At 60.0% G+C, this 13887-nt stretch carries 12 protein-coding genes and 1 other RNA gene; 12 read left to right on the top strand and 1 reads right to left on the bottom strand.

All coding sequences use genetic code 11. The annotated features are described in order from the left end of the window. Positions 1-30 precede the first annotated feature (30 nt). Positions 31-1242 (bottom strand): pyrophosphate--fructose-6-phosphate 1-phosphotransferase, encoded by a 1212-nt coding sequence (locus tag PY650_RS25605; RefSeq protein ID WP_285882391.1) that lies wholly within the window; start codon positions 1240-1242, stop codon positions 31-33. Positions 1243-1530: 288 nt separating this feature from the next. Here PY650_RS25605 and PY650_RS25600 point away from each other — a divergent pair, with 288 nt between their 5' ends. From PY650_RS25600 to mraY, 12 genes are all read left to right on the top strand, one after another. Further along, the gene (locus PY650_RS25600; protein ID WP_285882390.1) at positions 1531-2241 is read left to right on the top strand and encodes a J domain-containing protein; all 711 of its coding nucleotides are present in this window, start codon (positions 1531-1533) and stop codon (positions 2239-2241) included. Then, entirely contained in the window at positions 2238-2999 is a 762-nt protein-coding gene (locus PY650_RS25595) for an N-acetylmuramoyl-L-alanine amidase (RefSeq protein WP_285882389.1), read from the top strand. The genes PY650_RS25600 and PY650_RS25595 overlap by 4 nt, the downstream gene beginning before the upstream one ends. Positions 3000-3266: 267 nt before the next feature. After that, positions 3267-3824: a lytic transglycosylase domain-containing protein gene (locus PY650_RS25590; protein ID WP_285882388.1), complete on the top strand. Its 558-nt coding sequence runs from the start codon at positions 3267-3269 to the stop codon at positions 3822-3824. Positions 3825-3905: 81 nt separating this feature from the next. Further along, entirely contained in the window at positions 3906-5099 is a 1194-nt protein-coding gene (locus PY650_RS25585) for an NAD(P)/FAD-dependent oxidoreductase (protein ID WP_285882387.1), read from the top strand. Positions 5100-5166: 67 nt separating this feature from the next. After that, an RNA gene (rnpB, locus tag PY650_RS25580) (RNase P RNA component class A) lies at positions 5167-5566 on the top strand. Positions 5567-5996: 430 nt separating this feature from the next. Continuing rightward, entirely contained in the window at positions 5997-6437 is a 441-nt protein-coding gene (mraZ, locus tag PY650_RS25575; protein WP_285882386.1) for a division/cell wall cluster transcriptional repressor MraZ, read from the top strand. A 14-nt stretch (positions 6438-6451) separates the two neighbouring features. Further along, on the top strand, positions 6452-7477 hold the full coding sequence (rsmH, locus tag PY650_RS25570; RefSeq protein WP_285882385.1) for a 16S rRNA (cytosine(1402)-N(4))-methyltransferase RsmH: 1026 nt from the start codon (positions 6452-6454) through the stop codon (positions 7475-7477). 1 nt (position 7478) lies between these two features. Then, the gene (gene ftsL / locus PY650_RS25565) at positions 7479-8012 is read left to right on the top strand and encodes a cell division protein FtsL (RefSeq protein WP_285882384.1); all 534 of its coding nucleotides are present in this window, start codon (positions 7479-7481) and stop codon (positions 8010-8012) included. Next, entirely contained in the window at positions 8012-9763 is a 1752-nt protein-coding gene (locus PY650_RS25560) for a peptidoglycan D,D-transpeptidase FtsI family protein (RefSeq protein WP_285882383.1), read from the top strand. The genes ftsL and PY650_RS25560 overlap by 1 nt, the downstream gene beginning before the upstream one ends. 66 nt (positions 9764-9829) lie before the next feature. Then, on the top strand, positions 9830-11293 hold the full coding sequence (locus PY650_RS25555) for a UDP-N-acetylmuramoyl-L-alanyl-D-glutamate--2,6-diaminopimelate ligase (RefSeq protein ID WP_285882382.1): 1464 nt from the start codon (positions 9830-9832) through the stop codon (positions 11291-11293). Then, on the top strand, positions 11290-12750 hold the full coding sequence (locus tag PY650_RS25550) for a UDP-N-acetylmuramoylalanyl-D-glutamyl-2,6-diaminopimelate--D-alanyl-D-alanine ligase (RefSeq protein ID WP_285882381.1): 1461 nt from the start codon (positions 11290-11292) through the stop codon (positions 12748-12750). Before PY650_RS25555 ends, PY650_RS25550 begins: the two co-directional genes overlap by 4 nt. A gap of 11 nt (positions 12751-12761) precedes the next feature. Next, on the top strand, positions 12762-13883 hold the full coding sequence (gene mraY, locus PY650_RS25545; RefSeq protein ID WP_285882380.1) for a phospho-N-acetylmuramoyl-pentapeptide-transferase: 1122 nt from the start codon (positions 12762-12764) through the stop codon (positions 13881-13883). The last annotated feature ends 4 nt before the right edge of the window (positions 13884-13887 follow it).

The following is a 13887-nucleotide window of genomic DNA, read 5'->3' as shown; positions in this document are numbered from 1 at the left end:
AGCAAAGACATTGGATTAATGATACGTCAATTAGGATTGGGTGTATTTTTGCCCGATATGATCCATGACCTCGGCAAACCACGGCGATGACAGATCGAAAGGCTTGCCTCCCTTGATGCGCGGGAATTCAATGGTGCGCAACTTGCAGCCCTGGCCTTCGTCATGGCCGGTGACGCCAGACACCTTGTTCAATGCGCTTTCGACCGAAAGATCGACCATGCCTTGGATGAGGCGCAGGTCTTCGCCGTTGGCGGGCGCCGAGCGGGCGAAATAGCCCGACTTCTGCACCAGCGAGCGCTCGGCGCCAAGAAGGGTGGCGAATTGCTTCTGAAACCAGTTGCCGACATTGATGGTATCGATCTTCACATGACCGAAGGCATCGCGCTTGATGGTTTCACCGGCAGCTTCGCGCTCGGCGACGATAGCGTCGAGGCCCGCACCTTCCGAAACGAACAGCGTCACTTGGCCGGTCTTTTCCATGATGGCCTTCAGGCGGTCAGCTTCCGATTCGATGTCGAAGGCCATTTCCGGCAGGTAAAGGCCGTCGATGCTCTTCATCGCGGCGTTCATCATGAAGCCCTCGACATATTCGTTGGCGCTGGTCTTCTGGATATAGGCGCGGGCGGTCGCAGCCGTCAGCCAACCGCAGCTGCGACCCATGACTTCATGGATAACGAGCGTACGCGGCGCCGCGGTCTGTTCATTGCTGACATTGTCGAAGAAATGGGCGCCGACTTCGGCTGCTGTCCAGGCGCCGAGCGACTGGCGGATCGGCACGACATCGTTGTCGACCGTCTTAGGCAGGCCGACCACGGTCAGCTCGTAGCCGTTGGCGCCGAGATAGGCGGCAAGATCGGCGGCCGTCGTGTTGGTGTCGTCGCCGCCGATGGTATGAAGGATGGTGACACCGTCGGAGGCGAGGCGCTCAGCGGCGACGCGCAGCGGGTTTTCGCCTTCCTTGACAAGGCCGCGCTTGACGCAATCTGCAGCGTTGGTGAGCTTGACGCGGCTGTTGCCGATCGGCGAACCGCCGTAGCGGTGGAGCAGATGGGCACGGTCGCGCATGCCGGGCGTGATCTCGATGCGATCGGCCAGCAGAACGCCCTGATAGCCGGAGCGATAGGCGATGATGTCGAGATCGGGCGCCACGTCATTGTAACGCTGGATCAGGCCACCGACCGCGGAGGAGAGACAGGGCGCCAACCCGCCGGCGGTGAGCATCGCGACTTTTTGTTTGGCCATGGGGATCCTCCTTGCAGCAGGGCTGCTTCATTGCAGTGATTTCCGTCCGAATGGATGCGACAGGCGGGCATGGCTGTAAAGTAAAGAATTTAAGAAGGGCATGCTTTGTTTTTTCAATCGGGCCATCAGCATGGCCCATCGTGCGGCGTCGCAAATTGCGGCTTCAAACACGTTATCATTACCGAAATGTGAAAAGTGTTTTCGACCATGCGACCAATGGACTGCTTGCAATCGCAACCATTATTTGATCAACGTGTTTGTTATTCAGAAGGGGTAGTTGAGACCAAAATGTCGTTCTGGGAAAAATTGCTGAATGCTGTTGGCGGCACCGCTGGCAATGCCCTGTCGGCGGTGGTTGAAGCCATTCGCACGCTGTTCGAAGGCGATCCGGAAACCCGTCGCAAGGTGGCTTTTTCGGTCGCCATCATCGCGCTTTCCGCCAAGATGGCGAAGGCCGATGGCGTGGTGACGGAAAACGAAGTCAACGCATTCCGCGAGATCTTCGAGTTTCCGCCTGATCAGGCCAAGAACGTCGCGCGCCTTTATAATCTGGCGCGCCAGGACGTCGCCGGCTACGAAGCCTATGCCGCGAAGCTGTCGTCGCTCTGCGTGACCTGCGCGAAGAATTGTCCAGTGCTGGAAGACGTGCTCGACGGCCTTTTCCATATCGCCAAGGCTGACGGCCTCATTCACGAGAAGGAAATCGACTTCCTGCAGCACATTGCCCAGATTTTCCATATGAGCGAGCAGCGGTTCGAGCAGATCATGGCCCGCCATGTCAGTGTCGACGGCCGCGACCCTTATAAGGTACTCGGCGTATCGCCCCAGGATGATTTCACGACCATCCGCCGCCGCTACCATGGCCTTGTTTATGAGAACCATCCCGATCGCCTGGTCTCGCGCGGCGTGCCGGAGGAATTCCACCTCATCGCCAATGAGCGCATGGCGGCCCTCAACGCAGCCTATGCGGAAATCGAGAAAGAACGCCGCGCGGCATGAGTTCCTTTGCGGCTGATTTTTTAGGCGCCAGCGTGCAGCCCTCGGCCAACCATGGCGAGCGGAAGGACGGGCGCAAGCCGGACATGATCCTTCTGCACTATACCGGCATGGGTACAGCCGAAGGCGCGCTTGACTGGCTCTGTCGCGACGAGAGCCAGGTGTCGAGCCACTACTTCGTCTTCGAGGATGGGCGCGTGATCCAGCTCGTGCCGGAGGAGCGTCGAGCCTGGCATGCCGGCAAGAGCGCCTGGCACAACGAGGTGGACATCAACTCGCTATCGATCGGCATCGAAATTGCCAATGCCGGCCATCCCGGCGGGCTGCCCGACTTTCCCGACGCGCAGATCGAAGCGGTCATCGAACTTTGTCGCGATTGCGGCCATCGCTGGGCAATTTCACCTGAGCGTGTACTTGGGCACTCCGATGTCGCCCCTGTCCGCAAGGTCGATCCGGGCGAAAAATTCCCGTGGTCGCGACTGGCCGCGGCAGGGGTCGGTCATTGGGTCGAACCGACGCCGATCAGCGGTGGGCGGTTCTTCCAGAAGGGCGATTTAGGACAGCCGATCGAGGCGTTGCAGTCCATGCTCTCGCTTTATGGATACAATACGGAAATTACAGGTGAATTCTCCACGGAGCTTAAGGGTGACGTCGAGGCTTTCCAGCGTCATTTCCGCCAGGAACGAGTGGACGGGATCGCCGATTTTTCGACCATCGACACGCTGCATCGCTTGCTGTCCGCATTGCCTCGCTTTTCCTAAGGTTAGGTGGGCCTCCGTTTCGTAATGCTAAAAAAACCGGAGCGCGCAAAATGCCTAACGTGCTTCAGCGCCACATCATTTCCCTATTATCTCCGCATTACACTGGTCTAACGACGCCCGCTTAACGGCGGTCGCGCAAGTCTGGTTTGTGTGTCGCGCGGCCGTAAAGAATAACGGGGACCGTGCACTCCGGCGGCTCTTTTTGCCTCCCGCCGGACTGATGGCTTAGTGCTGTCCGCGATCCCGCGCCTGGAGACAAAAGACTACATGAAAAATCTGATTATTGCCGCTGCAGCGTGCGTGAGCGTGCTGCTGACAGGATATGATTGCGCCTTTGCCGGTCCGCGCGACATTAAAACCACGACAGTTCCTCTAAAAATCATCACCCGCACGACCGGCTATGCCACGCCGAATGCTCCTACCCAATTGCACGATGCGGAAAATTCCTTCGCGGGACGTAATCCCTACTCGGCAGTGATTGCCAAATACGCCAACCAGAACGGCGTCCCGGTCGAATTGGCAACCGCTGTCGTTCAGATCGAAAGCAATTTCAATCCTAAAAAGCGCGGCAGTGCCGGCGAGATCGGCCTGATGCAGATCAAGCCTACCACTGCGAAGCTGATGGGCTATTCAGGCAGTGCCAAGGGACTTTACGATCCCGACACGAACATCGAATTCGGCATGAAATATCTCGCCAAGGCGCAGAAGCTTGGCGGCGGCCCGACCTGCAATACCATCCTCAAATACAATGCCGGCCACGCGGCAACGCATATGAATCCGATCTCGCAGGAATATTGCGGCAAGGTGCTGGCCCTTCTTGACTAACGGTGCTTTCGGGAGGAATGCGGGTAGGGCGCAGTTGCTTTCCATGTTATCGAGTTCGCGGTCATTTGTGAGGGAGATAACATGGCTGCGGATTTCAGGTTCATCGTCGTCGGTCGCGGAATGATGGGAGCGGCTGCCGCCCGCCATCTGGCCAATAAGGTGGACGGCGTCGCCCTTATCGGCCCGGATGAGCCTGAAGACCGCGCAAACCATCAGGGTGTCTTCGGCAGTCACTACGACGAGGGCCGGATCACCCGCACCATCGATCCCGATGCCGATTGGGCGCGGCTCGCCAATCGCTCGATCGCCCGCTATGCAGAGATCGAGCGCGACAGCGGCATTCAATTCTTTGCACCGGTCGGCTGTCTCGTGGTGGGGCCGAAGCGGGGTGGCGCCGATAGCTATGTCGACAACGTCGTCGATGCCGCCGCTCGGCTCGGTGTCCAGACGGAACTCCTGGACGATGCGGGGCTGAAGGCGAAATTCCCCTTCTTCTCGTTCGCTGAAGGCAGCGAAGGCGTCTACGAGCCACACGGCGCAGGCCATATCAGCCCGCGGCGGTTGGTGAAGGCGCAGTCGCTGCTGGCGCAGAAGGCAGGGGCTCGCATCATCAATCAAACCGTTGTCTCGATCCGAGACGAGGGCGGTCTGGTGACGGTCGCCACGGCGCATGGCGAGACATTCCGGGCGGAGAAGGTTCTCCTCGCCGCCGGCGGTTTTTCCATTGCCGAGGTTCTGTTGCAGCGGCCCGTTCAGATGAGGGTTTATGGTCGCACGGTGACATTTTTCGAGGTGAGCGAGGCGCAGGCCGAGGCGCTTTCGGCCATGCCATCGCTGATATCCTCCAAGCCCGACGATATCGACAGCATCTACCTGTTGCCGCCGATCCGCTACCCGGACGGGAAATATTATATCAAGATCGGCGGCGACCCGGATGATCTCGAGCTCGACAGCGAGCCGGAACTCCGCACCTGGTTTCGAACCACCGGTCGCGACAAGGTGCGCGATCATCTGACGCGGATTATCGACGAACTGGTTCCGAGCGTGACCGGTCCGTCGGCCTTTACCAATTCCTGTGCCGTTTCCTATTCACCGACGCGCTATCCGATGATCGGTTACACGTCGTCACCGCGCGCCGCCGTTCTGACCGGCGGTTGCGGAATGGCGGCGAAAAGTTCCGACGAGATCGGCAGGCTCGGCGCCGAATTGTTGTTGGAAGGTCGAATCAAGGATGACGCCTACCACACGGATTTCTCTGCGCATTTCCGCACTTGAGCCGACGGGAAATAAAAGCCGCATATTTCGGTGGCAATTGCCGGCGCTCTCGGCTAATGGAGCCCTGCCAGTTGGCCGGGCAGCCGCGCCTCACCAATGCCGAAAGGCGGTGGGGTGAGGAAAGTCCGGGCTCCACGGAAACACGGTGCCGGATAACGTCCGGCGGGGGTAACCTCAGGGAAAGTGCCACAGAAAGCAAACCGCCCGGTCTTCGGATCGGGTAAGGGTGAAAGGGTGGGGTAAGAGCCCACCGCGCCTCTGGCAACAGCGGCGGCACGGTAAACCCCACCGGGAGCAAAACCGAATAGGGATGACGCGGATCGCGAAAGCGCTCCAGCCTGTTTCCGGGCCGGTCATCCGGGTGGGTTGCATGAGGCGCCGCGCAAGCGGCGTCCAAGATGAATGGCTGCCACGTTCCGGCCTCGGCCGGAGCCATACAGAACCCGGCTTACAGGCCAACTGGCAAATATCCTTCGATGAGGTCGATGCTCGTCGCCTGCCCTGTGGAAACAATTTTTGGGACCGCTGAGACGCCCGGTTTTTCAGCCTCTCCATTGCGGTCGAGGGAAGCGTTTTCATTCGTGAAAACAAACCGTTTTGGCACCTTGGTTCAGGGCGCTCCTAACCTTTCGTTAAACTTAACAGCTTATGAATATTCAGGCTGTGGCCACGTCTGCGTGGCTTCATCCCATTGACGCCCATATAGTCCCATGGTATCCCAAAAGCACACTGCACAAGGGCAAATCATTGCCCATTCATCGCAAGGCTATGGTCCCTCCTTTTCTGGAGGTGTCGGAAGGGCGTTGTCTCTTTCGGCTTGCGAAGCTGTGTCCGATTTTGGCTATGTCTGCGGGCAAATGATCGCCCGTATGTCATGGGAAACGGGTGTTTCGCGTCATGAACCGCTTCCTGTCAAATGCGACCAACAGGATAGATGCCAAGGGCCGAGTATCCGTGCCGGCGGTCTTCCGTTCCGTGTTGGCGCAGCGCAATATCCAGGAGCTTTATTGCTTCCAGGATTTTGTGTTCCCGGCGATCAGCGTCGGCGGTCTCGATCTGCTCGATCGGTTCGAGCGCCAGATCGCGGCGGACGATCCTTTTTCGCCGGCGGCGAACCAGATGTCGCTCCTCATTCACGGGGGCGGGGTCTTCATGAAGCTCGATGCGGAAGGGCGGCTGATGATCACGGATTTTATCCGCGGTTTCACCGGTATCGCCAACGAGGTAACATTCGTCGGGCGGGCGGATCATTTTCAATTGTGGCAGCCGGAGGCTTTTCAAGCCTTGCAGGCGCAGGCACGAGAGGAGCGCATGCTGGCGGGCAGGCGCTCGGAATAAAACGGGGAAACGGAATGGTGGCGAATCCTGGCGGAGGCTCGACTGATGCCGGTGGCGGACCGGTTCGCCACATTCCGGTTCTTCTTGCCGAGGTGCTCGAGGCGTTGGCGCCGTCCGCCGGCAAGCTCATTCTAGATGGCACGTTCGGTGCCGGTGGCTATACCTCGGCTATTCTGGCCGGTGGTGCCGATGTGATCGCGCTCGATCGTGATCCGACTGCGATTGCGGCAGGCCAGGCAATGGTTGCCGCCAATGCCGGCCGTCTTTCTCTCATTCATTCGCAGTTTTCGCAGCTTGGAGACCACGCGCCGCAGGGTGGGCTTGATGGCGTCGTGCTGGACATCGGCGTTTCCTCCATGCAGCTCGACGAGGCCGAACGCGGTTTCTCGTTCAGCAAGAATGGCCCGCTCGACATGCGCATGTCGGCAAGCGGCGTATCGGCTGCCGATGTCGTCAATCGCGCCAAGCTCGCCGACCTCATTCGCATCTTCGCCTTTCTTGGCGAAGAGAAGCAAGCACCGCGCATCGCCCATGCAATCGAAAAGCGTCGGGCGGAAGCACCGTTCGTTACCACCCGTGACCTTGCCGGATTGATCGAGATCGTTACGCCGCGAAAGGCCAAGGACAAGATTCATCCGGCAACCCGCGTCTTCCAGGCGCTGCGCGTCTTCGTCAATGATGAGCTTGGCGAGCTGGCTCAGGCTCTGTTTGCCGCCGAGCGGGTCCTGAAGCCGGGTGGGCGCCTGGTCGTCGTGACCTTTCATTCCCTGGAAGACCGGATCGTCAAGAAGTTCTTCGCCGATCGCTCCGGCCGCGCCGCGGGCTCCCGTCATATGCCCATGGTGCATGAGCGGCTGGCAACCTTCGACCCCATCGGCAAGTCGATGGTTTCAGCCAGCGAAGCCGAGGCAGAGGCCAATCCGCGGGCGCGTTCGGCCAAGCTGCGCGCCGGTCTTCGCACAGCTGCCCCGGCCGAGGCTGCTGATTTCTCGATCTTCGATCTGCCCAATCTAGCCAGTCTCGGAAAGCTCGGAGGTTGATATGCTGAAGACTTTTGACATCGTTCTGATTGGCGTCATGACGGCGATGGCCAGCGTTACCTACACCATCAAGCATCGTGCCGAGCTGAAGCTCGAAGAAGTTCATCGCCTCGAATCGGAGATCAAGCTGGAAAAGGACACGATCGAGCTTCTAAAGGCGGACTGGGCGCTGGTTGTGCAGCCGAACCGCCTGGAGCGATTGGTCAATAATTATAGCGACGAACTCAAGCTGCAGCCGACGCTGTCGACCTCGATCGTGCAGCCGAACGAGTTGCCGATGCTGCGCTCGCAGCTTCCGCCCGAAATCGTTGCCGATACCAAGGATGGCACCAAGGGCGGCAGCGCCAAGACGCCTGGCAGCAAGAATGCCGTGGCGGCGTCGAAGAATGGCGACACGACCGATGCGGAAATCAGGAAGGCGATTGCCGACGTCGCCGCCGCTCCCGCGCCGCGTCCGGTCGCCAAGGCGCCGCCCTTGCCAAAGCGCAAGAAACAAGAAGTCGACAATATCGCAACCGGATCGGTGGACGAGTGATGTCTTTTCTTTCGCGCATCATGGTCCTGAAAAGCAAGGCGCATTTCTCCACCGACGGCAATAACCGCCCGAATGACGGTTTCAGAGGCTCGACCTTCGAAGGTGCCCGCAAACGCAAGGCCAATCAGGCCAAGAGCCGTGTCGTTCTGTTGGTCGCGAGCTTCGCCGTCGTCTACTTAATCATCGGCGGCCGCCTTGCCGAGTTTGCCATGACGCCGCCGGATACGACGTCGAGCATTCTGCCGCCTGACCGGCTCATGGCCTCACGCCCTGACATCATCGACCGCAACGGCGCCCTGCTTGCGACCGATATTCGCACGGTGTCGCTGTTTGCAGAGCCGAACAAGATCATCGATCCCGATGAGGCCGTCGAGCAATTGCGCACCGTACTGCCCGACCTCGACGCCAAGGGCACCTATAGGAAGCTTGCGGTCAAAACCTCGCATTTCGCCTGGCTTCGCCGCCAGTTGACGCCGAAACAGCAGAGCCAGATCCTGGCGCTCGGCATTCCCGGCATCGGCTTCCGTCCGGAAAAGCGCCGCTTCTATCCGGGTGGCTCGACCGCCGCCCATATTCTCGGCTACGTCAACATCGATAATCGTGGCGTTACCGGCATGGAGAAATATATCGACGACCAGGGTCTCGCCGATCTCGCGGCCGCTGGTATGACCAGTAACCAGCCGCTCCAGCCCGTGAAGCTTTCGATCGACTTGCGCGTGCAGGACATCGTCCATGATGCGGTCGTCAACGCCGTCAATAATTTCCAGGCGAAGGGTGCGGGTGCGGCGGTGCTCGACGCTCGCACCGGCGAAGTGCTGGCAATGGCGTCTGCGCCCGACTTCGATCCAAACAATCCCAACGAGGGCGCCGCCGAAGGCTGGCTCAACCGCATGACGAATGGCACGTTCGAAATGGGCTCGACGTTCAAGACCTTTACCATGGCGATGGCGCTGGATTCCGGCAAGGTCACGCTGCGTGACGCCTTTGACGCCACCAACCCAATCCGTATCGGCGGCTTCACCATTCACGACTTCCACGGCCAGCATCGTGTGCTGACCGTCCCTGAAATCTTCCAGTATTCCTCCAACATCGGCACGGCGAAGATCGCAGACCTCGTGGGCATCGATGCACACAAGGAATTCCTGACCAAGATGGGCCTGCTCACCAAGATGAACACCGAGCTGCCGGAAGTGAAGATGCCGAGCCAGCCGCATGTGTGGAAGAAGATCAACTCGATCACCATTTCTTTCGGCCACGGTGTCTCCACCACGCCGCTGCAGGTGGCGGTCGCCGGTGCGGCTCTCGTCAACGGCGGCAAGCTCATCGAGCCGACCTTTCTGCCGCGCAGCCGCGATCAAGCCGATGCGGTCGCCAAGATCGTCGTCAAGAAGAGCACCAGCGACGATATCCGCTTCCTGCTCGATTTCAACGGCTCCAAGGGGTCAGGTCGTGCCGCCCGTGTACCCGGCTATGACGTCGGCAGCAAAACCGGCACGGCTGACAAGGTCGTCAACGGCCGCTACTCGCACACGCTGAATTTCAACACCTTCCTTGCCGCGTTCCCGATCGACAATCCACAATATGTCATCATGACCTTCTGCGACGAGCCGAAGACCGGTGAGCACGGCGGCACGATCTCGGCCTATACGGCAGCGCCGATCGCCCGTGATATCATCGCTCGGGCCGCACCCATCCTCGGAATCCAACCCAGCTTCGGAAACGGCAACTCGGCCTTGCTGGTGTCTTATTAAGCGTGAAAGAATACACGGGTCGATTCGCGAGGGGCGGACTGATCAAGAAGGCGAAAAGTATATTCGATGAACTTGCGGGACATTGCCGGAACAGCGTTTCCGGAACTCAACGAACAAGTCGGCGGGACACTTGGCGATCTTGAGATAACAGGCCTTTCCGCCGATAGCCGTAAGGTTGCTCCCGGCATGGCTTTCGTAGCCGTCGCCGGCACGAAGGCCGACGGCGCAAGTTTCATTGCCGACGCCGTTTCGCGTGGTGCCTCCCTCGTCGTCGCCGGCCATGGCGCCCTTGCCACCGGTGCGCCACTTTTGACCGTTGCGGAGCCGCGCCGTTTCCTCGCCGTCGCTGCTTCGCGCCTTTACGGCAGGCAGCCAGAGACGATGGTCGCCGTTACCGGCACGGCCGGCAAAACCTCTGTGGCGTCATTCACCCGTCAGATCTGGGCGCATGCGGGTCATCCGGCGGCGATGATCGGCACCACCGGCGTCGTCTCGCCGACGCGCAACGATTACGGCTCGCTGACGACGCCCGATCCGGTGTCGCTGCACCAGCTGCTTGCCGAGCTTGCGGACGAGGGTGTTACCCATGCCGCGATGGAAGCTTCCAGCCACGGCCTCGACCAATTCCGCCTTGATGGCGTCAGGCTCGCTGCCGCCGCCTTCACCAATCTCGGCCGCGATCATATGGACTATCATCCGACGGTCGAGGACTATATGGCAGCCAAGATGCGGCTGTTTCGGGATCTGCTAGCGAAGGGCTCGCCGGCGGTAATCTTTGCCGACGATGTGTGGTCGGCACAGGCGATCGCGGCTGCGCGCGAGGCAGGGCAGGATATACGCACCGTCGGCCGAAAGGGCGAATTCCTGACGCTGAAGCGCGTCGAGCATTTCCGTCATAAGCAGGTCGCCGAAGTTCATATCGGTGACGACATTTTCGAAGTTCATATTCCGCTTGCCGGTGATTTCCAGATCGCCAATGCGCTCGTTGCCGCGGGTCTTGCCATTTCCACCGGCGTTGCCGCACCGCTTGCCATGGCGGCGCTGGAAAAGCTCGCGGGTGCTTCCGGGCGATTGGAGCTTGTCGGCCATACCCATGACGGCGCGCTTGCCTATGTCGACTATGCCCACAAGCCGGACGCCTTGGAAAACGTGCTGAATTCGGTGCGGCCGTTCACCACCGGCCGCGTCATCGTCGTCTTTGGTTGCGGCGGCGACCGCGATCGCGGCAAGCGGCCGATCATGGGCGAAATCGCCTGCCGTCTCGCCGATGTAGTTGTCGTCACCGACGATAATCCGCGCTCGGAAGAGCCGGCGGCGATTCGCGCCGAGATCATGGCGGCAGCGCCCTGTGCCACCGAGATCGGCGATCGCGCCAAGGCAATCCGCGAGGCGGTCGGCATGCTGAAATCCGGCGATACGCTGATCGTTGCGGGCAAGGGGCATGAGGAAGGTCAGACGATCGGCAGCGTTACGCTGCCCTTCTCCGATCATGCCGAACTGCGCAAAGCACTGGAGGAGGGAAGGTCTTGAGCTGGCTATGGACAACGGAAGACATGATCGCCGCCATTGCGGGCCGCTCTTTTGGAGCGCTGCCTGAGGGCGTGACTGGGATTTCCATCGATAGTCGTTCAATCAAGCCGGGCGAGGCTTTCTTCGCCATCAAGGGCGATCGCGTCGACGGCCATGACTATGCCAACCTGGCGATGGCCAACGGCGCTGCATTGATTGTGATCAGCGAGGCGCGGCTGCCGGCGATGGGCCGGTTGACGGTGCCGAAGATCGTCGTCGACGACGTGTTGGCGGCACTCGCCAGGCTGGGTGTTGCCGCCCGCCAGCGCGCACAGGCGCGCATCATCGCCGTCACCGGTTCGGTCGGCAAAACCACGACGAAGGAGATGCTGCGCCGGACATTGTCGCCATCGGGCAAGGTGCATGCCTCCGTCGCCTCCTTCAACAACCATTGGGGCGTGCCGCTGAGTTTGGCGCGTATGCCCGAGGATACTGATTTCGGTATCTTCGAGATCGGCATGAACCATCCGGAGGAAATCCGGCCGCTGACCAAGATGGTGCAGCCGCATGTGGCCATCATCACCACCATCGCGCCGGCTCACCTCGGCAATTTCAAGAACATCACCGAGATTGCCGCCGCCAAGGCGGAGATTTTCGACGGCGTCGCCCCAGGCGGTCATGTCATCCTCAACCGCGACAACGACCAGTTCGATTTTCTTGAGCGCGCGGCGCTTACCGCCGGCGTCGAGCATGTGCACAGTTTCGGCCAGCATGCCAAGGCCGACGTGCGGTTGGCGGAATTCAACGCCTCCGAAGAGAATTCGACGCTATGGCTGACGATTGGCGGCGAGACGATGGAAGTGGCGATCGGCGCGCCCGGTCGGCATATCGCGGAAAACGCACTGGCCGTTCTCGGCGCCGTGATGCTCGTCGAAGCCGATCTCGACAAGGCGATCGATGCGCTGGCGACGCTGAAGGCGGAAAAAGGCCGGGGGCAACGCCACAGACGCGCGATCGGCAATGGCTATTTCACGCTGATCGACGAGAGTTACAACGCCAATCCCGCCTCCATGCGCGCGGCTATTGCGCTTTTGGCGACATCCTCGCCAGATGCCAATGTCGGCAGCAGAGCGGGCGGGCGGATCGCCATCCTCGGCGACATGTTGGAAATGGGGGATTATGCCCAGCGAGTGCACGCCAATCTCGCCGGTCCGCTGCTGGCCGCCGGCATCGAGCATGTCTGGCTGGCAGGTCCGGAGATGGCGGCGTTGAGGGATGCGCTGCCGGAAAGTGTTCATGTCGAATATCGTGAGACTACGGAGGAGCTCTCGGAATTCGTGCTCAACTCGGTCGCCCCTGGCGACGTTTTGATGGTGAAATCGTCGCTGGGGATAGGGTTCGGGAAGATCGTGGCAGCTTTGCTTGACAAGTTTCCTGCATTCCCCGACACGGAGCCCCATTCCCATCAGGGGCTTTAGAAAGGGCTCTTATGCTGATTTGGCTTGCCGAACTGTCGGACCACGTTCATTTTTTTAGTACTCATTTCAGATTTCTCAATCTGTTCAGATACATCACGTTTCGCACCGGCGGCGCTTTGTTCACTTCGGCGTTGATCGTCTTCCTCTTCGGGCCGCGAATCATCTCCTCCCTGCGCGTACGCCAGGGCAAGGGACAACCGATCCGCGCCGACGGTCCGCAGACTCATTTCAAGAAGGCTGGTACGCCGACCATGGGCGGGCTGATGATTTTGGCCGGCATCGTCGTGTCGTCAATGCTCTGGGCCGATCTTGCCAACGTTTATGTGGTCGCAACACTGCTGGTTACATTGGGCTTCGGTGCCATTGGCTTCTACGACGATTATCTCAAAGTCACGAAGCAAAGCGACAAGGGCTTTTCCGGCCGTGCGCGCCTTGGCATCGAATTCCTCATCGCCGCAATCGCCGTTTATTTCATGATGAACACGGCGCTGTCCTCCGGCACCGCTGGTTCGACCTTCGGCTCATCGATTGCGTTTCCGTTCTTCAAGAATTTCATGCTCAACCTCGGCATGTTTTTCGTCCTGTTCGGCGCGTTCGTTATCGTTTCCGCAGGCAATGCCGTGAACCTGACGGACGGTCTGGACGGACTTGCCATCGTGCCGGTCATGATTGCCGCCGCCTCTTTCGGCGTTATCGCCTATCTCGCCGGCAACTATGTCTTCGCCGACTATCTGGCGATCAACTTCGTGCCCGGCACCGGTGAATTGGCCGTGGTACTCGGTGCTGTCATCGGTGCTGGCCTCGGCTTTCTCTGGTTCAACGCGCCGCCGGCGGCCATTTTCATGGGGGACACCGGTTCTCTGGCGCTCGGCGGCATGATCGGTTCGGTGGCGGTCGCCACCAAACATGAGATCGTCATGGCCATCATCGGCGGCCTCTTCGTGCTGGAGGCCCTTTCGGTCATCATCCAGGTCGGCTTCTTCAAGATGACCGGCCGCCGCGTCTTCCTGATGGCACCGATCCACCATCACTTCGAGAAGAAGGGCTGGACGGAAAGCCAAGTGGTCGTGCGCTTCTGGATCGTCGCGGTCATCCTGGCAATGATCGGCCTCTCGACCCTGAAGCTCCGGTGAGGCG

This window comes from Martinezella calliandrae, assembly GCF_030272695.1.
GTDB classification, from domain to species: Bacteria; Pseudomonadota; Alphaproteobacteria; order Rhizobiales; family Rhizobiaceae; genus Rhizobium; species Rhizobium calliandrae.
This window is presented reverse-complemented; position numbering and strand designations above follow the sequence as displayed.